Source organism: Desulforhopalus sp. (assembly GCA_030247675.1).
GTDB lineage: Bacteria > Desulfobacterota > Desulfobulbia > Desulfobulbales > Desulfocapsaceae > Desulforhopalus_A.
Map to the genome: position 1 here is coordinate 82441 of JAOTRX010000004.1, position 26287 is coordinate 108727.

At 53.7% G+C, this 26287-nt stretch carries 23 protein-coding genes, 3 tRNA genes and 1 other RNA gene; 5 read left to right on the forward strand and 22 right to left on the reverse strand.

Translation table 11 applies throughout. From position 1 onward, the window contains the following. Nucleotides 1-4: 4 nt before the first annotated feature. From OEL83_09935 to tadA, 17 genes are all read right to left on the reverse strand, one after another. A complete protein-coding gene (locus OEL83_09935; protein MDK9707360.1) occupies nt 5-241 on the reverse strand; it encodes a hypothetical protein in 237 nt (78 codons plus the stop codon). A gap of 263 nt (nt 242-504) precedes the next feature. After that, nucleotides 505-582 (reverse strand) — tRNA-Pro (locus OEL83_09940). Nucleotides 583-644: 62 nt separating this feature from the next. Continuing rightward, entirely contained in the window at nt 645-1013 is a 369-nt protein-coding gene (locus OEL83_09945; protein ID MDK9707361.1) for a MerR family transcriptional regulator, read from the reverse strand. A gap of 148 nt (nt 1014-1161) precedes the next feature. Next, on the reverse strand, nt 1162-1479 hold the full coding sequence (locus OEL83_09950; GenBank protein ID MDK9707362.1) for an integration host factor subunit alpha: 318 nt from the start codon (nt 1477-1479) through the stop codon (nt 1162-1164). Next, nucleotides 1472-3916 carry a phenylalanine--tRNA ligase subunit beta gene (gene pheT / locus OEL83_09955; protein ID MDK9707363.1) on the reverse strand — a complete coding sequence of 815 codons (2445 nt, stop codon included), beginning with the start codon at nt 3914-3916 and terminating at the stop codon, nt 1472-1474. The genes OEL83_09950 and pheT overlap by 8 nt, the downstream gene beginning before the upstream one ends. Nucleotides 3917-3945: 29 nt before the next feature. Beyond that, nucleotides 3946-4959, reverse strand: coding sequence for a phenylalanine--tRNA ligase subunit alpha (pheS, locus tag OEL83_09960; GenBank protein MDK9707364.1), 1014 nt, complete (start codon nt 4957-4959; stop codon nt 3946-3948). 98 nt (nt 4960-5057) lie between these two features. Next, a complete protein-coding gene (gene rplT / locus OEL83_09965) occupies nt 5058-5414 on the reverse strand; it encodes a 50S ribosomal protein L20 (GenBank protein MDK9707365.1) in 357 nt (118 codons plus the stop codon). Between the two features lie 106 nt (nt 5415-5520). Then, nucleotides 5521-5718, reverse strand: a complete 198-nt coding sequence (gene rpmI, locus OEL83_09970; GenBank protein ID MDK9707366.1) for a 50S ribosomal protein L35 — start codon at nt 5716-5718, stop codon at nt 5521-5523. Nucleotides 5719-5806: 88 nt separating this feature from the next. After that, nucleotides 5807-6352 carry a translation initiation factor IF-3 gene (infC, locus tag OEL83_09975; GenBank protein MDK9707367.1) on the reverse strand — a complete coding sequence of 182 codons (546 nt, stop codon included), beginning with the start codon at nt 6350-6352 and terminating at the stop codon, nt 5807-5809. Nucleotides 6353-6448: 96 nt separating this feature from the next. Then, on the reverse strand, nt 6449-8377 hold the full coding sequence (thrS, locus tag OEL83_09980) for a threonine--tRNA ligase (protein MDK9707368.1): 1929 nt from the start codon (nt 8375-8377) through the stop codon (nt 6449-6451). A gap of 76 nt (nt 8378-8453) precedes the next feature. Then, nucleotides 8454-8528, reverse strand: a tRNA-Val gene (locus OEL83_09985). A 213-nt stretch (nt 8529-8741) separates the two neighbouring features. Then, nucleotides 8742-9344 carry a recombination mediator RecR gene (gene recR / locus OEL83_09990; GenBank protein ID MDK9707369.1) on the reverse strand — a complete coding sequence of 201 codons (603 nt, stop codon included), beginning with the start codon at nt 9342-9344 and terminating at the stop codon, nt 8742-8744. A gap of 8 nt (nt 9345-9352) precedes the next feature. Beyond that, entirely contained in the window at nt 9353-9676 is a 324-nt protein-coding gene (locus OEL83_09995; protein ID MDK9707370.1) for a YbaB/EbfC family nucleoid-associated protein, read from the reverse strand. A gap of 50 nt (nt 9677-9726) precedes the next feature. Next, nucleotides 9727-11532 (reverse strand): DNA polymerase III subunit gamma/tau, encoded by a 1806-nt coding sequence (gene dnaX, locus OEL83_10000; GenBank protein ID MDK9707371.1) that lies wholly within the window; start codon nt 11530-11532, stop codon nt 9727-9729. A 51-nt stretch (nt 11533-11583) separates the two neighbouring features. After that, an RNA gene (gene ffs / locus OEL83_10005) (signal recognition particle sRNA small type) lies at nt 11584-11681 on the reverse strand. Nucleotides 11682-11702: 21 nt separating this feature from the next. Then, nucleotides 11703-11788: transfer RNA gene (locus OEL83_10010), tRNA-Ser, on the reverse strand. Between the two features lie 66 nt (nt 11789-11854). Beyond that, entirely contained in the window at nt 11855-12379 is a 525-nt protein-coding gene (gene tadA, locus OEL83_10015; GenBank protein ID MDK9707372.1) for a tRNA adenosine(34) deaminase TadA, read from the reverse strand. A 79-nt stretch (nt 12380-12458) separates the two neighbouring features. Between tadA and OEL83_10020 the strand changes: the two genes are divergently transcribed. Further along, nucleotides 12459-13871: a sigma-54 dependent transcriptional regulator gene (locus OEL83_10020; GenBank protein MDK9707373.1), complete on the forward strand. Its 1413-nt coding sequence runs from the start codon at nt 12459-12461 to the stop codon at nt 13869-13871. A 52-nt stretch (nt 13872-13923) separates the two neighbouring features. Here the strand turns inward: OEL83_10020 and OEL83_10025 are convergent, their stop codons facing one another. The 3 genes from OEL83_10025 to trpB are packed head-to-tail and all read right to left on the reverse strand — an operon-like array spanning nt 13924 to nt 17749. Further along, a complete protein-coding gene (locus OEL83_10025; protein MDK9707374.1) occupies nt 13924-15702 on the reverse strand; it encodes a M3 family oligoendopeptidase in 1779 nt (592 codons plus the stop codon). Between the two features lie 14 nt (nt 15703-15716). Beyond that, entirely contained in the window at nt 15717-16481 is a 765-nt protein-coding gene (trpA, locus tag OEL83_10030) for a tryptophan synthase subunit alpha (GenBank protein ID MDK9707375.1), read from the reverse strand. Nucleotides 16482-16519: 38 nt separating this feature from the next. Continuing rightward, nucleotides 16520-17749 carry a tryptophan synthase subunit beta gene (trpB, locus tag OEL83_10035; GenBank protein MDK9707376.1) on the reverse strand — a complete coding sequence of 410 codons (1230 nt, stop codon included), beginning with the start codon at nt 17747-17749 and terminating at the stop codon, nt 16520-16522. 212 nt (nt 17750-17961) lie between these two features. Here trpB and fliW point away from each other — a divergent pair, with 212 nt between their 5' ends. Then, nucleotides 17962-18399 carry a flagellar assembly protein FliW gene (gene fliW / locus OEL83_10040; protein MDK9707377.1) on the forward strand — a complete coding sequence of 146 codons (438 nt, stop codon included), beginning with the start codon at nt 17962-17964 and terminating at the stop codon, nt 18397-18399. A 12-nt stretch (nt 18400-18411) separates the two neighbouring features. Here the strand turns inward: fliW and OEL83_10045 are convergent, their stop codons facing one another. Together OEL83_10045 and OEL83_10050 are read right to left on the reverse strand one after the other, a co-directional pair. Continuing rightward, a complete protein-coding gene (locus tag OEL83_10045; protein ID MDK9707378.1) occupies nt 18412-20031 on the reverse strand; it encodes a hypothetical protein in 1620 nt (539 codons plus the stop codon). A 39-nt stretch (nt 20032-20070) separates the two neighbouring features. Beyond that, complete coding sequence (locus OEL83_10050; protein ID MDK9707379.1) at nt 20071-21048, reverse strand: MBL fold metallo-hydrolase; 978 nt, start codon at nt 21046-21048, stop codon at nt 20071-20073. A 355-nt stretch (nt 21049-21403) separates the two neighbouring features. Here OEL83_10050 and OEL83_10055 point away from each other — a divergent pair, with 355 nt between their 5' ends. From OEL83_10055 to OEL83_10065, 3 genes are all read left to right on the forward strand, one after another. Next, nucleotides 21404-22540: an ABC transporter substrate-binding protein gene (locus OEL83_10055; protein MDK9707380.1), complete on the forward strand. Its 1137-nt coding sequence runs from the start codon at nt 21404-21406 to the stop codon at nt 22538-22540. Nucleotides 22541-22729: 189 nt separating this feature from the next. Beyond that, nucleotides 22730-23866 (forward strand): ABC transporter substrate-binding protein, encoded by a 1137-nt coding sequence (locus tag OEL83_10060; GenBank protein MDK9707381.1) that lies wholly within the window; start codon nt 22730-22732, stop codon nt 23864-23866. Nucleotides 23867-24008: 142 nt separating this feature from the next. Next, the gene (locus OEL83_10065; protein ID MDK9707382.1) at nt 24009-26267 is read left to right on the forward strand and encodes an ATP-binding protein; all 2259 of its coding nucleotides are present in this window, start codon (nt 24009-24011) and stop codon (nt 26265-26267) included. Nucleotides 26268-26287: the final 20 nt, after the last annotated feature.

Below are 26287 nucleotides of genomic sequence, written 5' to 3' on the forward strand. Positions count from 1 at the left end.
GCGGTTATTCGGAAGGGCCGGCGGGGCGAATAATTTGGATATTATCCACCGCCACGTTGATGAATTGACTCTTGGCAATTTCTCTGCCGCTGTGGTCGCTGATCGTGGCGCCGGTCACCGCCATGAATCTCTTGACCTCGTTCATATAATCGGTGAGCCGCGCCCCCGGGATCAGGTCGATATCGCCTTTTATAGCGAAATCCTTAGTATAGATTGTCACGTGGGTTTTATCTGTAATCATTTTTGGCCCTCTTGGAGAAAAGAAATAACACGAGTTGGCAGGCAAGGCATCTCTGCGCTACAGTTCTTCTGAGTATCTTTGTTAATGCGGGAGAAGTCAACGTGGCGGAGCAGAAAATGTGCTAAACAGCCTCGGAGGTACGAAGTTTGCGGCCAGATTACTGGACGTAAACAGCTTTGGTGTGCAGGATTGCAATTGTACCGGAAAGGCAATAAAAAAGGGTTTTAAGAGACTGATATCTCTTAAAACCCTTTTTAAATTGCTGGTCGGGATGAGAGGATTTGAACCTCCGGCCCCAAGTCCCCCAGACTTGTGCGCTAACCAGGCTGCGCTACATCCCGACACGTGCTGGACTTTCTACCATGTGTTCGATTGGCTGTCAACACTATCAGCCGATGAGAACCTATTCTTTTGGTTTGTTCAGAAGACTCTGCAATTTCTGCAGTTCTTTCTTAATGATCTGTAATTTATGTGGCTGGTTCTCACGGCTTTGTCGCTTGTTGGTCGGCTGCGGAACTGGTTCGCCACCAGTGGTTCCAAGAAGCTTCCTCGCTCCAGCGATGGTGTATCTCTGATCATGCAGCAGAACCTTAATTTTCAGGATCAGTTCCACATCCTGATAGCGGTACAGCCGCTGCTGGGAATTGGCACGTTTCGGTTTGATGCCGGGAAACTCCGATTCCCAGTAACGCAGGACGTGAGCTGGAACTTCAGCCAGTTTAGCCACTTCGCCGATCTTAAAATAGAGCTTGTTAGGTATCTGCGCTGTCATGCCACCACCCATTCCTCTATAAAAGATGCCTAATACCTATCCTCAGGCGTAGCCGGTTTTCCTTGGCCAAACAACCCAGGAAGGGCCAACTCCTTTTCGTTACATAAAAAAAAGAGAAAGGAGTAGTAGCCAAATCTGCATAAACAGCTCAGTTTTTAGTAGCGGCTTCCGGGCTATTGACCAGTTCCCTCAGCTTTTTGCTGGGCCGAAAACTAATGGCCTGTCGCTTCTTAATGGTAATGGTATCGCCGGTTCGCGGATTTCTTCCTCTTCGCGGCGATTTGTTCCTGACGGTAAATGTACCGAAATGAACGAGCTTGATCGACTGCCCGTCAAGCATAAGTTGCTTCATATTATCGAGGAAGCTGTCAACGATAAGGGAGCAGCTGCTCTGCGAGAAGCCGAGTTGATTGGCAAGTGTCTCGGTCAGTTCCTTCCTGGTTAAATTATTGCCTGTGTCATGCATTACGAAATGTACCCCCAAATTGCTCTGTCAGTAAGCGTACTATTTTTTCGTGGGATTTCTCCACGTTTTTTTCGGTTAAGGTCTTGCTTGGTGATCGGTAAGTAATACTCAGGGCGACGCTTTTTTGGCCCTGCGGGATTTTTCCACCTTGGAAAATATCAAATAATTCACAGCTCTCGATGAGCTTGTCCGGATGCTTGCGTACTGCCTCAAGGAGTTCGCCGGAAGAAACGCTGTCCGGTACCACCAGCGCGATATCTCGTTTAACTGAGGGATATACAGGTAGGCTGGTAAATTTTTTATCGACGGCCTTTTGCCGGCAAAGTGCCTGGAAATCGAGGTCGAAGAAGTAGACATTGTGTTTGATGGCGAACCGCCGCAACACCTCGGGTCTTACCTTGCCAAGAAAACCGAGTTTTTGCGCCCCATGAAAAACATCAAGGGAGTAGCCTGCCTCTGCATAGGGCTCGCCGCATCCGTCTTCCGGGGCGACGAATTGGACCGCATCGTCTGCGGTGGCAGGCAACAGGCCAATTTCCCTGATGATATATTCGACACAGCCTTTAGTGTCAAAGATATCAACCTCTTCTTGTTTGAAATAGAGTGGTGAGCTCTCACCATGGCGATTGCCGGAGAGTACACCGGTAAAGCGCATGGTCTCGATCGGCTGGAGATTGTCTCCGGCCGGCTGGAACACCTTGCCTATCTCGAAGAGTTTGATATCGGTTTTCTGGAAATTGATATTTCGCCGGACATTGTCAAGCAACCCGGGTAACAGCATGGTACGAAGCACCGATTGCTCTTCACTGATCGGATTGAGCAGGGGCACCACCTGATACCGCGGATCATCATTTGCGAGATTGCACATCTCGCCGTGCTTTTCCGAGACGAAACTGTAGTTTATCGCCTCGCTGAAACCGGCCGCGGCAAGCTTGTCTGCAATGCGCAGCCGTTGTTTGCGCTCACTGTCCTGTTCCGGGTAGCTCAGGTCGACCTTGGGCAGGGTGATAGGGATTTTATTGTAACCGTACAGCCTGGCAACCTCCTCAATGAGATCGGCCTCCCGCTCTATATCCATACGGAAGGAGGGCGGGTCAACAACAATAATTTCCTCACTCTGTAGACGGCAGGGCAAGCCGATGGATCCCAAGCGATCGGCTATTTCGCTGGCGGTGATGGTGATGCCGAGGAGGGACATGGTTCTTGCGACACTGAGTGTTATGGCCGGTGCAGTTTTCTTTCCGCCATAGCAATCGACGCCGCCATCGGGTGCTTTGCCGCCTGCCACTTCACAGATCAGTTGCACGGCACGGTTCAGGGCATTGACGGTTCCCTCCGGATCCACCCCGCGCTCAAAACGGTAGGAGGCCTCCGATGCCAGATTGAGCTTCCGGGCGGTGCGGCGAATCGAAACCGGATTGAAACAGGCGCTTTCCAAAAGAATAGTGGTGGTACCCTCGCTCACCTCAGAATTCTGGCCACCCATGATACCGGCTACGGCCACAGGTTTTTCGCCATCGCAGATCATCATCATCTCGGGGCTCAGCTGACGGGCTGAGCCGTCCAGGGTGGTAAAGGTCATCTCGTCCTGCCGAGGTGCCCGAACGACGATTTTCTGCCCGGATAGGGTGGCGAAGTCAAAGGCGTGCAGTGGTTGGCCGTATTCCATCATGACAAAGTTGGTGATGTCGACGATGTTGTTGATCGGCCTTTGGCCAATGCTCAGCAGCCGCTTGCGGAGCCACCAGGGCGAGGGGGCAATTCTGACGTTCTTGATCAGCCGGGCGGCATATCGAGGGCAGAGATCAGCGGACTCAACCTCGACCGAAAATTCCTTGCTGGTATTGTCGATCTTGGCTCCGTGCACGGGCAGTACGAGAGGTTTACGGAGAACTCCGGCTACTTCCCTGGCGATGCCGATGACCGAGGCGCAGTCGGGGCGATTAGGGGTGAGATCAACCTCGATAAAGGTGTCTTTCAGGCCGAGTGCCTCAATAAAGGATTGACCATGCTTGGTGTTTTCCGGCAGCTCCATGATGCCGTCGTGAGCGGTACTGAGGCCAAGTTCTCGTTCCGAGCAGATCATACCGGCGGAAGCGACTCCCCGGATCTTTGATTTGCCGATCTTCAGGTCACCAGGCAAAACCACGCCGGGGAGGGCGACCACTACCGCCAGGCCTTTGCGGACATTGGGTGCTCCGCAGACTATCTGGTGCGTCTCGTCGCCGATCTGTACCTGACAAACCGTCAGTTTGTCGGCATCGGGATGTTTCTCGGCGGCAACGACAAGGCCGGTGCGCAGCGGGGCGAGCTCTTCGTAGAGTGGGCTTACGGCGTCAACTTCCAGGCCGAGCATGGTAAGATGGTCGGCAAGCTTCTCGGGCGTCAGGCCGTCAAGATCCACATAGTTTTGCAACCAGTCAAGAGTAAGCTTCATAGCAATTTTCTGATGTGTAGTGAAATAGACTAGAACTGTGAAAGAAAACGTTGATCGTTTTCGTAAAACAGTCGAATGTCGTCAATCCCGTACTTGAGCATAGCGATACGTTCGATACCCAGGCCAAAGGCGAAACCGCTGTAGACCTCGGGATCATAACCGACCATTTTAAAAACCTCCGGATCAATCATGCCGGAGCCGAGTATTTCCAGCCATCCTGTTTTTTTGCAGACCCGGCAACCGGAACCGCCGCAGATAACGCAGGCTATGTCCACCTCGGCGCTTGGTTCGGTAAAGGGGAAAAACGATGGCCGGAAACGAAGGGGCAATTCTTTTTCAAACATTTTTCTGGTGAAGACGGTCAACACACCCTTGAGATCGGCGAAGGAGATATTTTTGTCGACCAGGAAACCTTCCACCTGATGAAACATCGGGGTATGGGTGATATCGGAATCACAACGGTATACCTTGCCCGGGGCAATAACCCTGAGAGGCGGCGCCTGTTTCTCCATGATCCGGGCCTGCATCGGCGAGGTATGGGTGCGAAGCAGTACCGATTCGCTGATATAGAAGGTATCGTGCATGTCCCTGGCCGGGTGGTGGGCCGGAATGTTCAGCGCTTCGAAGTTGTAGTAATCAAGCTCGACATCCGGGCCTTCGGCAACAGAGAATCCGAGACTCTCGAAGATCGCACAGGTATCCCGCATGACCTGAGTAACCGGATGCAGCCTGCCGGTGGCGGGGTGCCGCCCGGGCAACGTAAGGTCGGGAGTTGTTCTGCAGGCAATTCCTTCAGCCGCGCCGGAGAGGGCAACCTTTTTTGCTTCAAAAAGAACCTCAATTTCGGCTTTTATGTTGTTCGCGAGTTGCCCGACGCGGGGGCGGTCTTCAGCGGGCACAGACCCAAGCTGGCGCATGAGGGTGCTGAAGTCACCTTTCCGTCCGAGAAAACGGACACGAAATTCCTCAAGTTGTCCGCTGTCGGTTAACTGTTCAAGATTTTTCTTGGCCTCGGCTTCCAAGCTTTGTAACTGGTGTTCCATATTCGCTGCGAAAGGTAGTTGCCCAAAGAAACAGCATGCCGGTTATTGGTTACGAAAACCAAAACCGGCATACAGAAAAAACACTGGAGGAGGGTCTGCTATGCGTTGGCTTCTCTTGCTATCTGCACCACTTTCGAGAAGGCAGCGGCATCGAGTATTGCAAGGTTAGCAAGGACCTTACGGTCAAGACCAACATTGGCTTTTTTCAGACCACCCATCAACTTGCTGTAGCTCATGTCATTCATATGAGCGCCGGCATTGATCCTGGCTATCCACAACTGGCGGAAATCTCTCTTCTTGACCCGCCGGTCACGGAAAGCATAAACCAAGGCGCGATCAACTGCCTCGGTTGCTGTTTTATAGAGGCGCGACTTGCCTCCCCGATATCCTTTGGCAAGCTTCAGCACCTTGTTTCTTCTTCTGCGGGCCTTAAAGCCCCGTGTTACGCGTGGCATTTGTAAACTCCTTTTTATCCTGCCCGCCGGGAAAACCGACGGGCTCTCTAGGCTGTCACTGACCAGCCTGCATTAAAACCAGCAGGTTGGTAATGAGCCAGAATCATTACATATACGGTAAAATCTTCCGAATTCCCTTGAGGTTGGTAGCATCAACCATATCGGATTGACGCAAACCGCGCTTTCGTTTCGTTGATTTTTTGGTCAGGATGTGGCTGGAAAACGCCTTGGAGCGTTTGATTTTTCCTGATCCAGTAACTTTGAAGCGCTTGGCGGCGCCTCGATTGGTTTTCATTTTCGGCATGATAGAACTCCTTTCACCTCAATATCACAATCGCTGGCGATTGCTCTTTCTTTTAAAAAATGAGCTTAACGGGGCTCAAACAAAAAAATTATCCTTTTGGTCCTACAAACATCACCAGTTGCCGACCTTCCATCTTCGGTTCTTGGATAATGGTTGCATCCTCTTTCAAGGCTTCGGCGATCTTATTCATTGAATCGAGGCCGATGGTTTCACAGTACACAATCTCCCGGCCACGAAAACGCATGGTGAGTTTCACCTTGTTTTTTTCGGCAAGGAATTTCTTGATATTCTTTATTTTAAAATTGAGATCGTGGTCATCGGTTTTTGGCCGGAACTTGATCTCTTTTGTTTCAATAACTGTCTGCTTCTTTTTAGCTTCTTGTGTTTTTTTCTTCTGCTCGTAGCGAAATTTATCGTAATTCATCACCCGGCAAACGGGTGGGTCAGCATTCTCCGAAACAACCACCAAATCGAGACCTGCTTCAAATGCTATGTTTTTTGCTTCTTCGGACGAAACAATTCCCAATTGATTGCCATCAGCATCAATAAGTCTGACCTTGGGGAAGCGAATTGCCTCGTTGGTTACTGATTGTCCTTCTCGCTGTGCCGGTACACTCCTGCCTTTTCTGTTAATAACTTTACCTCCTCGATTCTACGAGCTTGATATTGCAAATCGTCCTGAGAGGATGCCAATGGCATGCACCCAGGCAATACATTCTACCGTTTTCGCCTAGTATCCGCGCCCTGTCCGGACCTCAGATGCTATTTTTTCGGCAAACTCGGCTATGGCCATTGGTGGCAGGTTAGCCCCGTCACGCTGGCGAACGGTTACCGTCTGTTCAGATTTTTCTTTGTCACCGATGATAAGCATGTACGGTATTTTAGCAACTTGCGCTTCTCTGATTTTATAGTTCAATTTTTCGTTACGCAAATCCTTTTCTACTCGCACACCGGCTTTGCGAAGCTGTTGATATATTTCTTCACAATAATCGGCCTGGTCGTCAGTGATATTCAGAATTCGTGCCTGCACCGGGGCAAACCATAGGGGGAAGGCCCCAGCATAGTGCTCAATGAGCACGCCGATAAAACGTTCCAGGGAGCCCATCAAGGCTCGATGAATCATTATCGGTTGGTGGTCGGCGTTATCGGTGCCAGTAAAGTGCATCTGAAATCGTTCCGGCAGATTGAAGTCGACTTGGATGGTCGAACACTGCCAGGAGCGGCCCAGCTGGTCCTTGATTTTAATATCGATCTTCGGTCCGTAAAAAACGCCTTCGCCTGGATCGATTTTGTAGGCAAGCCCCCTGTTTTCTAGGGCGAGCTTCAATGCCTCAGTGGCCTTTTCCCAGTTTTCGTCGCTGCCGACGTACTTGGCCGGGCGAGTCGATAAGTAAATATCATAATCGGCAAAGCCAAAAGAACGCAGGATATGCAGGTTGAGATCGAGAATATTGAGGATCTCATCTTCAAGCTGGTCCGGCCGGCAAAAGATGTGGGCGTCGTCCTGGGTAAAACCGCGAACCCTGAGCAGCCCATGCAGTGCGCCGGCCCGTTCGTAGCGATAGACTGTGCCCAGTTCGCACCAGCGGATCGGCAAATCGCGATAACTTCTTTTGTCGCTGTTGAAAATACCGATATGGAAAGGGCAATTCATCGGCTTCAGCTGATACTTCACTTCATCGATATCCATCGACGAGTACATATTCTCGCTGTAGAAATCGAGATGGCCCGAGGTTTTCCAAAGATCCTGCCGAGCGATATGGGGCGTGTACAGCAGCTCGTAGTCGTGCCGGTAGTGCTCGTCTTTCCAAAAGTCCTCAATGAGGCGGCGAAGCTGGGCCCCCTTTGGCTGCCAGAGAATAAGACCGGGACCGATTTCGTCCTTGATGGTGAAAAGCTGAAGCTCTTTTCCCAACTTGCGATGGTCGCGTTTTTTTGCTTCTTCGAGGTCGCTGAGATATTTTTTCAGGTCTTTTTTATCAAAGAAGGCGGTACCGTAAATGCGTTGCAGGACATCGCGGGTTTCATCGCCGCGCCAATAAGCACCAGCCACGCGCAGGAGTTTGAATGCCCTGATGAACGAGGTGTTGGGCAGGTGCGGGCCACGGCAGAGATCGGCGAATTCACCAACCTGATACAGGGAGACTGACTCGGTTCGCAGATCCTCTATGAGCTCGACCTTAAATTTTTCCTGCTCGGCCGTAAACCTCTTGATGGCATCACTGCTCGATATTTCAGTTCGTTGAAATGGCAGAGCCCGGCGACCCAGCTCTTCCATCTTCGCCTCGATCGCCTCGAAATCTTCCGGGCTAAAAGGCTGGGTGTGCAGAAAATCGTAGTAAAACCCGTTTTCTATCGATGGGCCTATGGCTATTTTAACCTCTTTGCCGAAGATCTCCCGTACAGCCAGGGCCATGATATGGGCCGTGCTGTGACGCAGGACATCGAGTGCCTCATCGCTGCCGATTTGAATCGGGACGAGTTCAGTATCGGTGTGGAGGGGGGTAGCAAAGTCGACAATAGCCTCGCCTATCCGGGCGGCAACGGTGAGTTTTCGTTGCTTGTTGGAGAGGAGTGAGGATAGCGCCTCCTGTACTGTGGTCCCTGCGGGCACAGATATCGATTCTCCTTCGAATAGGGTGACTGTAATTTCAGGCATGAGGTATTTGTATATAAAAAAGAAGGCTAAAGAATTAACACCTTTGCAAAGGAGTTCTTACTTTAGCCTTTTATCTTGGTAGGCGCGGAGGGGATTGAACCCACGACATCCACCACGTCAAGGTGGCGCTCTCCCACTGAGCTACGCGCCTGGGTAACTCTATTCGCCACGGAACCGTTGGTTCCGCTTCAGCGGCTTCCCGGGCTGGCAAGAGCCATTTATTAACATGATTGAATAGGCGGTGCAACATTTTTTTAATGGCGGGAAGGGAAAAACTGGCGGAGAGAAGGGATCAAATTTCTTTGATTTTTTCCTGTCGATTAGCCCTTGCAGGAAAAGGATAAGCCCTTTGAAACGGCAGGTATCATTGAGCTGGAGAGCGTCTTTGAATTGCCTTGGCCAGGGTGTATTTGTCGGCATATTTGATATCCATACCCATGGGAATACCACATGCCAGGCGGGTGACATTGATTGGAGCATGCTGGAGGATGTCGATGAGGTAGGAGGCTGTCGCTTCGCCGGGCACAGTTGAACTGGTGGCGATAATTACCTCTTTGACGACACCGCTTTCGATGCGGGCGAGGAGTTCTTTGATTTTCAGTTCATCCGGCCCCATTCCGTCTATAGGGGAGATGACACCGTGGAGGATGTGATAATGGCCGCGGAAGGAGTCGGTTTTCTCGATGGCCAGCAGATCCCCGGATTGCTCGACCACGCACAAAGTGTCGGCCTGGCGGCGTGGATCGGCGCAGATTGCACAGGGGTCCTGGTCGGAAAAAGAAAAGCAGCAGGAACAGAGCTGGATAGAGTCGTGAAGCTTGGCTAGGGACTCGGCTAGTTCTCCTGCTTGGGCTCGCGGTTTGCGCAAAATACTCAGAGCCAGGCGGGTTGCGGTCTTTCGGCCGATGCCCGGAAGGCGGGCCAGGTTGTCGATGAGTTTTTCCAGGGCTGGCGGGATGACCTGCATACAGCTCTCTACGATTGCATGAAATTGGAGAGGCCAGGCAGGTTCAGGCCGCCGGTGAGCTGTGCGAGTTCACTCTTGCTAAGTTCCTTGGCCTTGCGAAGAGCGTCGTTGGTTGCGGCAACGATGAGATCCTGCAGCATCTCGGGCTCGTTGGCATCGATAACCACTTTTTCAATCGCCGCCGAAAGGACCTCTCCCTGGCCATTGACGGTTATCTGCACCATGCCACCACCGGCGCTGCCGACGATGCTTTTTTTTGCCAGATCCTGTTGGATTTTGGCCATTTTTTCCTGCATGACTTTTGCCTGCTGCATGAGACTGCTTAAATCCATAATATAAATCCTGGTGGTGTTTTTGAGAAAAGGCTGCTTAGGGCGAAGGCTTATTTATTATGCTGGCTTATGCGAATGTCGCCGACATCGCCGTTGAAAATCTCTGCCGCCATAATCACCAGAGGGTCGCTGGCGAGTTGGGCTCTTTTCTGGTTTGGCGATTCGCCGTTGCTTGCCTCTTGTGGATCCTCGTTCTTTGGAACGACAAATCTGAGCCGTAAGGGTTTCTGGAAAAAATCGACGGCAAACTCGGTGAGGATCTGTCGATGCTCTTTTTGCCGTAATAGCGAGCAGTTAGCTGGATCGCTGTAGGTTAATTGCAATTCGTCTTCACCTTCCAAACGCACACCGTCGGCCCTTTGCAGGTCCTGCGCCATCCAGACCTTTCGCTCTTTAACAAAATGAATGAATTCAAGCCAGTCTTTCCGCACGCTTTTTACGTGGGGGTGGCTCTTCGTTTCTTTCACTTCCGGTGCCGCGGGTTTTTGCGGAGTGGCTTCTTCGGCTTGAACTTGGGCCGGCTGCAGTGGAGCTGCGCCAATTTTTTCGGTAGCCGGCTTGTTGTCCGGTATTTTCTCAGGTGGCGGGCCCACCTCCAGCGGGGCTGAAGGCTGGCTGGTCTCCTGCACCGCTTTCGTTACCGGCTGTTCGATCTTTTTGGCCACGACATGTGTTGCCTGTTCGGGGGGCAAAAACGTCGTCGCCGGGCAGGCGGGCAGTGAGTCGAGGATTTCCTTGAGATGGCCGAGAAGCGTGGTAACCGGGACAACATTGGCGGATTCGATGATTTTTAAAAAGGCCGTTTCCATTGTCAGTCGCGGTTGATTGGCGAATCTCAGTTCTTCGGCCATGGCCATGAGGAGGGCGAGTTTCAGGTGCAGGGTTTCCCGGGTGTAGTTTGTGGCGAGGCTCTGCAACTCGGAAAGCTCTTCGGTGGGAAGGTCGATCAGCCCCGTGCAACCGTCGATTTTACAGAGCACTAGGGCACGGAAACAGGCCATAAGGTCATCGGCAAACCGTTTGATATCAATACCAAAGCTGAAGATCTCGGCAAGAGCTGTGAGTACCTCGGTAAGCGAACCCTCAAGTAAGCCCCTGGTCAGGCGCATGAGCACCTCGCGGCTCACCAGGCCGAGAACCTCAACGACATCCTGGCTGGTGATAGTTTTTTCGCCAAAGGAAAACATCTGGTCAAGGAGGCTCAAGCCGTCGCGCACCGATCCACCCGCCTCGCGGACGATGAGGGAGAGGGCGGCAGGTTCGATGGCAAAGCCCTCCTGGGCGGCGAGCTTTTGGAAATGGTCATAGAGCTCACCGGCACTGATCCTTTTCAGTTCGTATTGCTGACACCTGGAGAGAATGGTGACGGGGATCTTGTGGATTTCCGTGGTGGCGAACATAAAATAGACGTGCGCCGGAGGCTCCTCCAAGGTTTTTAACAGGGCGTTGAAGGCCTCGGTGGTGAGCATGTGTACTTCATCGATGATGATGATGCGGTACTGCGCCGAGGTTGGGAGAAACTTGATTTTCTCCTTGAGTTCCCGAATCTCCTGGATGCCCCGGTTCGAAGCGCCGTCGATCTCGGTGAGGTCAAAGGATGAGCCTGAGGCAATTTCCCGGCATGAGGGGCATTGGTCGCAGGGTCGATCAGCCGGTTCAGCCTGGCAATTGATTGCCTTGGCCATGATGCGGGCGATGGTGGTCTTGCCGACACCCCGCACTCCGGAAAACAGAAGGGCATGGGCCACCCGGTTGCGGAGGATGCTGTTCTGCAGGGTGCGTATTACCGGACGTTGGCCGACGACCTGATCGAAAGTCTGCGGGCGGGATTTCCTGGCAAGTACGAGATAGGACATGCAACACCGTGGCTGGTCTTGAAAAACTGGTACGTGAAGCGCTGGAAAAATGATAGCCGGGTTACCTGCGGCACACAAAGAGTGTCGCTACCGTTGCTTCCTTCCGGACCTGGCGGGGTTCGCGATTCTTTGTTGCGCAGGGCCCGGCTATCAAAGTCGAACTCATATGGTGGCGGAGAGAGTGAGATTCGAACTCACGGTACTTGCGTACACACGCGTTCCAGGCGTGCACCTTAAGCCACTCGGTCATCTCTCCAACTCGAATGCTCAAAAATGTGTGGTACTATGTATACCGTCATCTGTCTTTTGGCAACCAAAAAAGTCATGGCGATTTTAAAAAGGGCGGGGTCTGGACTGCGGCGGCGCTCCGTCTACCGCGGAAGAAATTCTTCAGCAAAGCGGCGCATTCAATGGCTAAAACGCCGCCGGTGACAGTTATCTTGTGGTTCAGCCGCTGGTCATTGCCAAGGGTATACAGGGAGGTCGCGGCGCCGGTTTTCGGATCGGTGGCCCCATACACCAGCCGGCTGACCCGTGCCTGGATCAAGGCCCCCATGCACATGATGCACGGTTCAAGGGTGACGTACATTGTTGTTTCCGGCAGACGGTAGTTGCCCAGGCGTTTCGCTGCCCCCCTGATGGCGAGAATCTCCGCGTGGGCCGATGGGTCGGATAGGCTTATTGGACTATTGCCGGCAGCGGCCAGCAACTGTTCTCCGGCAACTAGCACCGCACCAACCGGGACCTCACCCCATAGTCCGGCCTCTCTGGCTTGCTGCAGGGCGAGTGCCATCCACTGTTCGTCGATCTCTATCATTTTTCGGGTATCGATAACATTATTTTGCATTTTCCGCGCAATGCCCTTATAAGGGGAGGGTAAAGAGTTACGAATTTGAAATATCATTTACTGTCTTGTAATCAATTCTATGTATAAAATACTTATTTATGATTCACTCAATGTGACGAGTGATTGTATGACTTCGGCCTTAAGAGATCGTTGTGAGTTGACTACTATAGCCAATGAAGACGATTTTCAAGCGGAGATTCGAGCTCGCCAGTTTGATTTGATCTTTATTGATATCGACTCCCTGGATGGGCAATTCTTGGCGCTTCTCCGGCAGATCCACAATAAGGATCCCTTCCTGCCGATCATCATGACCAGCAAGGTGGAAAAGGCCGAGATCATTGTCCAGGCGATGAACGAGGGGGCGAGCGACTTTCTTGTCCAGCCGATTGCCCAGAGCCGGGTCAATATCGCCGTCGACAAGGCCATCCAGATCCGTGATCAGCGCTTTGAGATCGCCTATCATCGCCGCAAGCAGGATGTGGTCTACGACTTCAAGGATGTCGTCGCCCACAGTCGTATCATGCAGCAGATTCTCAAGAGCCTTGAGCGTTTCGCCAAGACCGACTCGACCATTCTCATTACCGGCGATACCGGGACCGGCAAATCGTTTTTATCGGGAACGGTGCATTTTAACTCGCCGCGCCGGCAGAAACCCTTCGTCAAGATCAACTGTGCCAATATTCCCGAAGATCTCCTCGAATCGGAATTGTTCGGGCATGAAAAGGGGGCCTTCACCGGCGCCGATAAGCAGCGGATCGGCAGGTTTGAGCAGGCCAGCGGCGGCACAATTTTTCTCGACGAGATTGGCGAGATGAATATGCGTCTGCAAACCAAGCTGTTGCGGGTCCTTGAGGAGAAATCCTTTGAGCGGGTGGGGGGCAACAAGACCATTTACAGCGACGTGCGGATCATCGCTGCCACCAACAAGGATCTGGTTGGGCAGGTAGAGAAAGGCCTGTTTCGTGAGGATCTGTATTACCGCATCAATGTCCTGCCGGTCAGTCTGCCCTCGCTTCGCGACCGGCGTGCCTGCATCCTGCCCCTGTCAGAACTCCTCCTGAAGAAATGCTGCACCTCCATGCACCGCGATATCCACGGCTTCACCGACAAGTCCATGAGCCTGATCCAGGACTACGACTGGCCCGGTAATATCCGCCAATTGGCCAACACCATTGAACGGGCGGTGATCCTTGAAGATGACCGGCGGGTGCACTCCTATAACCTGGCCTTGCCGGAAAAATCGTCGCGGCCGTCCGGGGTGATCATCCCGCAACCGGTCAGCAAGGAAGAGGCTGGAGCGTTGCCGAGCGATCTTTCCGAATCCCTGGCCGAACAGGAGAAGGACCTCATCCTGAGGGTGCTTGATGAGTGTCTGTGGGTGCAGAAGAATGCCGCGATAAAACTCGGCATAAGCCCTAGGGCCCTGAACTATAAAATCAGCAAGCTGAAAATTGCCCATCCGCATTGGCGGCGCAATAAGGTCATCGAATAAAGCTGAGTAGAGCAGCTTGTTTGCTCATACGAAACTGGCCCTTGCGGTAACACTACTCGATTTTTGCTACCATCTCCTCGATCACGGCAAGGCCGGTCTGCCAAAACTGTGGGTTGTCGAGGTCAATTCCGAAGGGTTGCAGGAGCTCATAAGGCGACAGAGACCCTCCCTCGCTGAGAAGCTCAAAATATTTATCGACAAAGGCCGCTCCCTCCCGGCGATAGATGCCGTACAGGGCGAGGACCAGCAGTTCGCCAAAGGCATAAGAGTAGACATAACCCGGGGTCTCCAGGAAGTGCGGGATATAGGACCACCAGATACCGTAGTCGTCACCCAAGTGGACCGTGTCGCCGAACATCGCTTTCTGGGTCGTTAGCCAGTAATCACTCAGTTGGTCGCTGCTCAGCTCTCCATGCTCTCGCCTGCCCTCGTGCATCAGGTGCTCGAAGCGGTTCATGGCCGTTTGCCGGAAGACGGTTGCGAATATCGATTCGAGCTTCTGGCAGATGAAGGCACGTTGCTCGTTCTTGTCCCGGAGTAGAGCCAGTTGGCTGTTGAAGACCAGCAGTTCGGCGAAGACCGAGGCGGTTTCGGCAAGCGGCAGCGGTGTGTCGCTGTTAAAATGGCCCTTGCTTGCGGCAAGCACCTGGTGCACGCCGTGGCCAAGTTCGTGGGCGACCGTTGAGACATCCCGCAGATTCCCGGTATAGTTGACCATGACATAGGGATGCGCCTGAGGAACGCAGGGGTGGGCGAAGGCGCCGCCCCGCTTGCCCTTGCCAAGCGGCGTATGAATCCACTTGCCAGTAAAAAACATCTCGGCGATCTCCGCCATACGCGGCGAAAATTCGGCGAAGGCGGTGAGCACGGTTTGCCGGCAGGAAGACCAGCTGATCTGCTGGGTCGGCAGGGAGGGAAGGGGCGCGTAGCGGTCGAAATGCTCAATTTTTCTGAGGCCGAGAAGGCGGCGTTTTACCCGGTAATAACGGTGCACCAAGTCGTAGCGGGAAACAGCCGCTTCGATAAGGGTAGCGACGGTCGAGTTCCGCAGGTCATTATGCAGGTTCATGGTGTCGATCCAGCCGGGGTGTTTGCGCAGCCGGTCGGTGATCATCTTGTCCGCCGCCAGGGTGTTGAAGATGTGGGTGAGGATATGGCTGTTTTGCCGCAGGCCTTCGGTCATTTCCACCGCGGCGCGCCTTCTTGTCCGCCGGTCGGCGGCGTACAGGTCGGTCAGCACCTCTTCTTCGCTGCGCTTTTTTCTACCGAACTGGATTTGACTAACAACCTTATCAAATAAGGTCGTCCAGGAATTCCGGCCCACCGCCTCTTTTTCGAGAAGGAGTGTTTCCTCTGCCAGGGAGAGCTGGTGGGGGTGGTACTTGCGGAGGCAGGTGAGATAGTGGCGATACCGGCCGATCACCGGATCATTCAACAAAATCCCAGTCGTGTCGTCATCAATGCGATTCCACTCCAGCTTGAAAAACACCGTTTCCGTGCCGCATCTGCTGACCAGTTCGTGAATTTTCTGGTCGAGGGCTCCGGCTGCGGCATTGTCCGTCTGGGTGCTGAAATTGAGAAAGGCGAAGGTGGCGAGCTTGGTGAGGGTGCAGTCAAGGGCCTCCAGTCGTTCCACCAAGGCCAGCAAGCCCGGTGCGTCCAGTTCGGCGACGTGTGCGTAATAGTGGGCCTTGATTGCGGCTGCCTCGGTTTCGCACCAGGCGATATCGATGGCGATGTCCGGGGCCTCGACCGAGGCGTAGAGATCGCCGAGGTTCCACAGGACATCTGCGGTTCCGAGATCGTTATTGGTTGGTATCGTATCGGCCATGACTGCTTCCCTCGCTACCGCAGACCGGCAATAAACGGCCCAACCGCCTGGGCGCCCTGGGAATCAACGAGGCGGATTGTTTCCGAGCCGATGACCGCCATGTCCGCCTTGCCGGTAATTGCCGCAACGTCGTCGCGGTTGCGGATACCAAAACCAACCGCCAGGGGCAGATTGGTGGCGGCCCGGCAGCGCGCCAGATAGGTGTTGAAGTCGGCGCCGAATTCCGATTGCTTGCCGGTTACCCCCCGCCTGGCGACGCAGTAGATGAAGCCGGCAGCCGATCTGTTCAGCTCGGCCATACGCTCATCCGTTGAGGTTGGGGCGAAGATCAGCACCGGGGCGATCTGGAACTCTTTTGCCAGCCTGAAGAAATTTTCACCCATCTCCGGCGGCAGATCGGGGATGATCAGGCCGGTGATTCCGGCACTACGGCAGTCCTTGAAAAATCGTTCTTCACCGTACTTGTAGACGATGTTGTAGTAGGTCATGAAGAGAAAGGGGATGTCGTAGCGGCCAGTCATCTCGGCACCGAAGGCCAGGCAGTCGGTGACCGTGGTCCCGGCGGCCAGGCTGTCCTGATTGGCCTTGAGGATGACCGGCCCGTCGGCCATCGGTTCGGAAAAGGGGATCTGCATCTCGATGCAGTCTACGCCGCCAGCCACCATCTGTTCAATGACCTGGCGGTTGGTCGCCAGGTTGGGGTAGCCGAGGACGATATGGGTCATCAGCAGAATTTTGTTTTTCTCCAGCCGGGCGCGGAGTCGTTTTTCGAGTACCATTATATGTTCACCGTTCTTTTTTGGTAAAAAGGAGGAGGTTATTTGCTGTATTCTGCAGCGCGGGCGATGATGAATTCCTTCCAGGAAGGGTCATTGAAGGCGTGGGCGATAGTGAAGATGTCCTTGTCGCCCCGGCCCGACTGGTTGATGATGATGGCATCGTCCGGGCTGAGCAGCGGAGCCTCCTTGAAGGCCTGGACAAAGCCGTGGGTTGACTCAAGGGCCGGAATTATCCCCTCCATGCGCATGGTCAGGTCGAGGGCGGCCATGACCTCAGCGTCAGTGGCGGCGGCAAATCTGACCCTGCCTTTCTCGGCCAGATCGGCGAGAATCGGGCTGACTCCCACGTAATCAAGGCCCGCTGCCACCGAGTGGGTTTCCAGCATCTGGCCGTCGCTGTTTTGCAGGAACATGGTCTTATAGCCCTGCGCGACCCCTGGGCTGGCGTCGACGCCACAGAGCCTTGAGGCGTGCATGCCGGAATCAAGCCCTTTGCCGCCGGCCTCTACTCCCACCAGCTGTACCTCGCTGTTGTCAAGAAAACCCTGGAAGATGCCCATGGCGTTGGAGCCGCCGCCAACACAGGCGAAGACCCGGGCAGGCAGCTTGCCGTGGTGGGACAGGATCTGTTCTTTTGCCTCACGGCCGATGATCGATTGAAACCAAGAGACCATTTCCGGAAAAGGCGCGGGTCCACAGGCGGTGCCAAGAACGTAATGGGTGGAGTCGACATTGGTCACCCAGTCACGAAAGGCCTCGTTGATAGCGTCTTTCAGGGTTCTCGAGCCGTCTTTCACCGGCACCACGGTGGCCCCCATCTTTTCCATCCAGAAGACATTGGGGCGCTGCCGGAGGACATCGACCTCACCCATATAAATAGTACATTCAAGACCAAATTTAGCGGCCATGGTGGCGGTGGCCATGCCATGCTGGCCGGCGCCGGTTTCGGCGATGACCCGTTTCTTGCCCATCCGTTTTACCAGGAGGCCCTGGCCCATGACATTGTTGGCCTTATGGGCACCGGTGTGGTTGAGGTCTTCGCGCTTGATATAGATCTTCGCCCCGCCGAAATGTTTGGTGAGATTCTCGGCAAAGGTAAGTGGCGTCGGCCGGCAGGAATAGGTGGACATCAGCTCCAGGTATTCCTGCCAGAAGAGGGGATCGTTTTGCGCCTCGCGTAGAGCGACCTTCAGATCGGCAAAGGTTTGATGGAGGATCTCCGGGATGTACGCGCCACCCCACTGGCCAAAAAAACCGTTATCTTTCATCATGTTCTCCGTGCTGTATTGCCTGTGACAGCTGGTGGAAAGGCTGCCTAAAAAATCCGGCCGGCCGCTGCCGGGAAGTTAATATTGATCAATCTGTCGAGCCTAATATTTTAATTCGAGATGCACTTGAATGTTCGGGAATGAATTTGATAAGCTTCTACCACACCAATGCTGCAGAAAGTCACCCAGCCTTCACGTTCAAGGAGAATCGTATGACCACAGATGGAGCTGTTGCCAGCAGTTCGAAAATCGATTCAGAAAAGGTATTAACCTTCCCCCGTGGCATACCGGGGTTTGAAAAATACACTACTTACCTTGTATATCACAAGGAAGAAAATAATCTGAGCGCGTACTGGCTGGAATCCACCGACGAACCGGAGATTACCTTTACCATTGTCGATCCGGGCCAGTATGGTCTCAGCTATGACCTGGAGTTGACCGAGGACGAGCGTAATGTCCTGCAGGCGGAAAAGGCCGAAGAGCTTGCCGTGTTTATGATGCTTACCAAAAAAGAGGACACCGGCAAGCAATCGACAAGCCTCAGTGCCAATATCTCCGGGCCGGTGGTCATCAATCCGCGCACCCGGCTTGCCTTACAGAAGGTAATCCTCCGGGCCCATTTGAGTACCATCGTCGTCCAGAAGGAATAGGGCGAAGGCCGCCTATCCTCTGCCTCCCTCAAGCTGTCTCCGGCAGGCCGCGGCGAAATCTTCCGGGTAGTGGCCGTTGATAAAGCGCAGCTGCGCCTCACTAAAGGCCCCCGGCGACTCCGGCAGCCGAGGGAGGAAGGCATAGAGGAGCGGCTGCCGCTGGTTTCTCGTCCTCCCCAGCCTCTTCCCGTATTCAATAGAGGTGACCATCCTGGCCCCAAGTCCGGCGAGGACCTTTTGCGCGGTAAGAATGCCGGTGTCGAGGGAGCGGCGGGTCTCCATGTCGCATTCAAGGATATTGCCGGGCAGGCTGCCGTCACCCCTCGGCAGGGTCATTAGCTGCAGTTCCCATTGCGAGGTCTGGGCCTTGGGGACAAAGAGCATGACCCTGCCATCACTCCAAACCACCAGGTCGGTCGGCAAATCGTTGCGGCCATCCATCCGCTGGTTACCGGCCAGGGCCGCCCGGTAATCAGCAAAGAAGTCACTTCCGTGAAGACCAGCGTACTCGTCGATCAGCTCGGCCAGCATATCGCCGCAGCTAAAAGACGGCAGCATCCCTACCGCATGCTCGCAGCCCCCGTTGTAGATGGTCACATGCTCCGGAACCATGGCGTATTGTTGGTGGATCTGCTGATGCGAGGCATGCAGCCGGTAGTGCGACGGGGCAAAATCAAAGCCGTAATTCCAGCCCCAGAGGGTGGCCGGACCATGGTCGCCGGTCGGCAGTTTTTCGAGGATTGCCAGGCGCAGGGCCTCAAGCGCCTCGGGGCTGAGCACGCCTTTCGCCTCCGGCAGCGGCAGCTTGACACCTTGGGCGAGGCAGACGTAGGTGCGCTGATAGTACAGATGGCGCAGAGCATGGATGTCTGCCCGGCTAAGGGCCTGGGTAGAGTAACGGATGGCGTCGTCGGCCATGTTGGCGGCATAGTGGCCGCCGGGGATGTATGAGTTCTGTCTCAGGTATTCAAAGACGTGGGTGTCGCCGTCCATCGGCCATTCACCGACTATCTCGCTTGCCCCCTGGGCGCCGGGGCGAATGACCATGATGATTTTATAGGTATCCGGCAGGTGCCGGTTGTTGGCCACTGCCTCATAAAGGGCGTGGTTGTGGATGACCGGCCGTAAACCGGACCTTCCTTCCCGGTAGCGCAGGCCGGTCGGCCGCCCGTGATCACCGACAAATTCGCAGGATAGCCCGGCCAGGGCCACCAGATCCTCCGGGTCTGTTGAGCAGGTGGCCAGAGCGAGGAGGAGCGGTTCCGGCAGTTGGCCGAACAAGCCCCTGTCAAGTCCGGCGATTTGCAGGCTTGCGCTCAGGGAAACCGCGGCAGGCGGGCCCAGATACATCCGGCCGGGATTGATGGCACTGGCGTCGGCCCATTCCTTGTCGATATAGGTACAGCCCCTGAAGGGGAAGGGGTTGGGAATTTCATAGATCCAATCGGCGGCGGCAACGGGTACATCTTCCAATGGGTAATTACGGGTGTTGTCCACCGGTGTGTTGTTGCCATTCAGTCCAAGAACCTCTATCCGGGTGTTCTGGCGGAGATTGCTGACGGTATAGCTCGGTTTATGGATCCCGTACTGGAATGTCCCGGCCGGGGTAACACATGTTCTCAGGTGTTTCATGGTACAATCGAACCTATGCAGATGCTTGAGCTGATTAGGTTATTTTGCCGCAGGAGGGAGGGGGGAAAACTCTACCGGCACCCAGCTGTAACTGCCCTTGCCCTCCGCCCGCACATGGCCGATACCCGGAAAAGGAAGGTGCATGCCGGCCACCAGGGATTTGCTGGCGGCCATGGCCTTCATGATGCTGCGCCGGGTGGCGATTGCCTGCTTCTGATCGACATCGAACTCGATGGATACGCCGGGTTTGGCGAATTGCACCGCATGGGCATGGACCAGATCACCCCAGATCAACAGCTTCTGTTCTGCCGATTGCACGGCAAAGGCGGTGTGACCGGGGGTGTGGCCGTTGGCCGCAACAGCTATAATCCCCGGAACCAGCTCACTGCCCGCCCTGAAGGTCTTCCACTGACCGCTTTTGAGATACGGGGCAGCGCTGTCACGGGCCATCTTGAAGAACGGCTGCATTGCCGCCGGCGATTCGTCGGCGATTTTCTGCGACAGCCAGAAGTCGTTATCAGCCTGGGATACAAAGACCGTGGCCTTCGAAAAAAGTGGCTGGCCATTGGCATCGTTCAGTCCGCCCATATGGTCGGCGTGCAGGTGGGTAATGACCACGGTATCCACCTGAGCCGGCTGGTAACCGGCGGCTTGCATGTTTTGGACGATATAGCCAAGAGAGGGGCCGAAAAGCTTCGAAGCCCCGGCATCCACCAGCACCAGGTTGGACCCGGTATTGATCAGGTAGGCATTGACTGCCGTCTGCATCTTCGGATTGCCGACAAACATCCGGGACAGGAGGCTATTGAGGTTGGCGGCCTCGACGTTTTTGAGAAGACTCGTGTCAAGCTCAATGGCGCCATCGTAGAGAGCGGTAATCTCAAACTGACCGAGCTGGGTCCGGTAATAGCCGGGCACCTGGGTTGCCGCTTTCGGGGCAGCAGCTTCGGCATGAAGCGGCAGACATGTGAGGACTGCCGCGACGAGTAGTAAAATTTTTCCAATATATCTTGTCATAGAAATCTCCATTATTGAAATTTGAAGGAACTTTCTGGTGCTCGTAACCTTTCGAAAAGCCAAAAAAACATTGATTCTCCCGGGGGGCCCCCATTGTATCTTCCCTGCAGCCGTTACAAGGAGTATTGGCATTGATTTTCGGCTTCCGTGGCTGAACTATAATTCATGAATTGATGATTTCCAGTTTTTATCACAGGTTGTACCAAGTAGATATGTATGGAGTTAATTTGACACAAGCTTGGTTTTTCATTTACCCTGGTAGATGGCGGCAAATTAATTATTCCCAATTTTATAGGGACGTATAAGCAAATCACTATAGCACGCGCAGTCTCCTTTGAGGAGGCAAGGGAAACCTATGAAAAAGAAGCGTTACTTCTTCGTTCCATGGCCGGTTTTCTTGTTATGGCTGCTGCTGTCTTCTCCACTGCATGCCGCTGATGCCATTAAAATTGCCGCCATCTTCCCGGCAACCGGGCAGTCGGTGGCCGAATACGGCATGCGACCGCATTTTTCAGGAATACGCTTGGCTGTTAGACAGATCAATGATGCGGGCGGTCTGCTCGGCCATCCTGTTGAACTCCTCGAGTTCGGAGATCAGAGTACAGCTTTAGGTGCTAAGCAGGCGGCTCAGGAGGCAATCAAGGCAAAGGCAGTTGCAGTTATCGGTGCATCGCGCAGCTCTTTTTCTTTGGCGATGGCGCCGGTCCTGCAGGCCGCGGGCATTCCCATGATCACTCCAGTATCCACCAGCCCTGAGATTACGCTTGTCGGCGACTACATCTTTCGAGTCTGTTTCATCGATGATTTTCAAGGCGAGGTAATGGCGACATTTGCCGTCAGGGAACTGGGCGCCAGGACGGCAGTTGTTCTCACCAATACCAGTCAGAAATTCAGTCTCAGTCTGGCCGGGCTTTTTATAGAAAAATTTAAGAAATTGGGTGGAAAGATCCTTTGGGAAGGTGATTATCTCGGTGATGCCGTCAATTTTGAAGAACAGCTTGTGAAGGTGAAAGAGTTGAATCCTGATGTCTGTTTTGTCCCGGGTTACGACACCGACACCGGCTTTATCGTCAAACAATCCCGGGAAATGGGTATACAATCGATCTTCCTCAGTGGCGATGGATTGCAGGAACTGTACAAATATGCCGGGAACGCCGCGGCTGGAACACTTTTTGTAAGCCACTGGCACCAAGAAAGCCAGGATCCTGCGAGCCGGCAGTTTGTCCAAAGGTATCAAAAAGAATCAGCAACGACTATAGATCCAATTGCCGCCTTGAGCTACGATGCGGTCATGCTCCTAGCGGACGCAGTGCGGCGGGCCAATTCCCCGGAACCGGTGAAGATCCGCGCGGCTCTTGCAAAAACCCGCGGATTCACAGGGGTTACCGGGGATATTACCTTTGATGCAAACCGTAACCCGGTTGATAAATCGGCTGTTGTGCTCAAATTTGAAAAGGACTCCTGGGTGTATGTGAAAACGATTACCCCATAAAGCTGAGTTGAGCAGCTTGCCTGCTTGTACGAAACTTATGCCCTTGTGGTATAAAGCTGAGTTGAGCAGCTTGCCTGCTCATACGAAACTTATGCCCTTGTGGTATAAAGCTGAGTTGAGCAGCTTGCCTGCTCATACGAAACTTATGCCCTTGTGGTATAAAGCGCATTGGGAGGTTCTGGAAAGAAGATGAAGAATATCCTATTACTGTTTGCAGCTTGTCTCATTCTGATACTTTCATGGCTGGCGCCGCCGATCGCCTGCGCCTCAGAAACCATCAGGATTGCTGCCATTTTCGCCAGGAGCGGTGAGGCGGCAACGTCCAACATCGTCATTTTTAACGGCATTCATTTTGCAATAGGAGAAATCAACAAGAAAGGTGGTCTGCTGGGAAAAACCGTTGAGGTCGTCGAAATCGACAACCAGAGCACGGCCCTTGGCTCCAAGGCGGCGGCCGAAAAGGCGGTAACGGAGGGTGTGCAGGCGGTAATCGGCGGGTCGCGCAGTTCCCATGCCCTGGCCATGGCTCCAGTCCTACAAGCGGCTAAAATTCCAATGATTTCTCCCAGTGCTACCATCCCGGAGCTTACCGCGGTAGGCGATTATATCTTCAGAACATCCTTTACCGATGACTTTCAGGGAAAGATCATAGCCACCTTTGCCCTCCGTGACCTGGATGCCGGAACCGCCGTGGTGCTGACCAATACAGGAAGCAAATACAGCATAGGACTTTCCAAGGTGTTTAGTGAACAGTATCACAAGGCCGGTGGTGAAATCCTCCTGGAAGGCGAGTATCTTGAGAATGTCACTGATTTTGCGATGTTGCTTGAAAAAGTCCAAGCCCTCAAACCCAAGGTTGTCTTTCTTTCCGGCTATTTCAGGGATGTTGGAACCATTATGAAAACCGCCAAAACCTTGGGGATGCGACTGCAATTTGTCGGCGGCGACGGCTGGAACGAAGACCTTCTGTATCAATATGCCGGTGACGCGGCAGAGGGCAGCTATGCCTGTTCCAGCTGGAGCAGAGGCAGTACCGATTCCTTGAACCGGCAGTTTGTCGATACCTTTGAAAAGACCTATGGGCGTATCACTTCTTTTCTGATTCCATTGGTGTATGATTCCTGCAACCTCCTCGCCGACGCCATCACCCGGGCACGTTCACAGGATCCCGTAAAAATCCGCGATGCGCTGGCAGCTACAAGGGGGCTGAAGGGGGTCACCGGCGACATCACCTTTGATGAAAATCGTAACCCTCTGTACAAATCGGCGGTGATCCTTAAATACGAGAAAAGTGCGGCGATCTATTACAAGACTTTTCAGCCTTGATGGATATAAAGCTGAGTCGAGCAGCTTGCCTGCTCGTACGAAACTTATGCCCCTGTGGTATAAAGCTGAGTCGAGCGGCTCGTCTGCTCAAGCGAAATCTATGCCTCTATAGCATAACAATAAGTATGGAAATTGTCGGGATATGACCTGGACATTAAGACAGAAAGTCAATGTGGCGATTTTGGTTACCTTCCTCCTGATCGCCATGATCTTTGTTTTCATCCAATTACCCTTCCAGCAGCAAAACATGCGGTCGTCCCTGAAGCAGAACGAGATGCTCCTTCGGGCCATGGCCGATCGTGATCAGGAGCCCCTGGCCAACGAGATATTTGAGGACCGGAAACGGGCAATGGCCATACGCCTCGCCCAGATGAGCAAGGTTGACGGCATTCTCAATATCGCCGTCTATAATAATGCCGGTAAGTTAATGGCAAACGAAGGGCGGAATCCTGCCGCACCCCAGCTCTCGCCGGAACATCTCCCACAAGCGCCGGAGACCACGCTGGTACGTCAGGAACGGTTGGCCGGAAAGGGGATTCTCATTTTTGTACAAGCCATCGATGTCGTTGGTGAGCGCATCGGTTTTATCCGCTTCGACTATTCCCTTGCCGAAATGGAGGGGCAGCAGCGGCAGTTTTATCTCATCTTCGCCGGGCTTCTCGGGTCGATTTTCATCGTCATGCTGGTGCTGTTGAATCTGATTCTGTCGCGGATTGTCATCAAGCCTATCTCTTCGCTGCGCGATGCCATGCTGCACATGAAGAGCGGGGATCTGGGCAGTCAACTGCAGGTGTGGAGCGATGACGAGATAGGCGATCTCACCACAGCCTTCAACCGCATGTCCGCCGATCTCGCCGGATCATACCGGCATATCGAAAACCAAAACCGCGATCTGCGGGATAGTGAGGACAAGTTTCGCCTGACCTTTAACTTTAGCCCGGATGCGGTGACTATTTCCAAACTCAGCGACGGCACATATGTTGATATCAGCGAAGGTTTCATCAAGGCGACCGGCTATACCCGGGAAGACACAATAGGAAAAAGGCCCTCGGGGCTCAACATCTGGCATGCGTCGGCAGACCTGCAAAGATTTCTCCTCGGACTTCAGGAAAAAGGCTTTGTCGAAAACCTTGAGGCGCAATTCAGGAGGAAAGACGGCAGTCTTGTCACCGGCTTGCTGTCTGCAAGAGTCATCCCCTTAAAAGGCGAGGCCCATATTATTGCCATCACCCGCGATATAACCGAACGCAAAGAACGTGAAAAAGAACTGCTGAAGATTGAAAAGCTGGAATCCCTCGGTGTCCTGGCCGGGGGAATTGCCCACGACTTCAACAACATCCTCACCGGCATCATGGGCAACATTTCCCTTGCCAAGGTCTTTCTCGATACCAGCCACAAATCATATAAGCCTTTGACTGAGGCGGAAAAGGCCTCGTCGAGGGCCGGAGAGCTGGCCCATCAGCTGTTGACCTTTGCCCGTGGCGGCGAACCGGTCAAAAAGGTGGTTTCACCGAAAGATATAGTCAAAGAGGCACTTTCCTTTACCCTTCATGGGTCAAACATCAAGGCAATCATCGATATACCCGATTCAATCCATGCCGTGGATGCGGACGAGGGGCAGATAAGCCAGGTTTTTCACAACCTGATCATTAATGCCTCGCAGGCGATGCCGGAAGGCGGTCAGATTACTGTCTCCGCGCAGAATGAAACGCTTGCCGGCAATAATTCATTATCACTGCAGCCCGGCCCGTATATCCGTCTGACTTTTACCGATCAGGGCTGCGGAATTTCCGCCGATGATATGCAAAGGGTCTTCGACCCCTATTTTACCACCAAATCAACCGGTAATGGTTTGGGGCTCGCCTCGGTCCACTCGATTATCAACCGGCATGGCGGTCATATCAGCGTCAGTTCCACACCGGGCAAGGGAACGTCCTTCACCATATATCTTCCGTCACTTGCCGCTGAATACGCGAGCATCCAAACCGGCATGGCGACTGAGGTATTGGGGGAACACAGGGGTGGGGCGATTCTCGTCATGGATGACGAGGAGATGATAAGGAATATTGCGGTGTCAATACTCACTCATCTGGGGTATGAAGTGACAACCTGTGCCACCGGCGAGAGTGCCATTGATCTCTACAAGACCTCCGTCGAGGCCGGTTCACCCTTCATGGCGGTCATCATGGATCTGACTATTCCCGGAGGGCTTGGCGGCAAACAGGCGGCCGAGCAGATTCTTTCTCTGTATCCAAGGGCCTGCCTGGTTGTGTCGAGCGGCTATTCGAATGACCCTATCATGTCGAATTATCAGGAATACGGTTTTAGCGCGGCGATTGCCAAACCCTACAACATCCAGGGGTTTGAGAAGGTGCTGGGCTCGTTGCGGTTCCATTCTTGACTGGTCTGGATATTGCAACA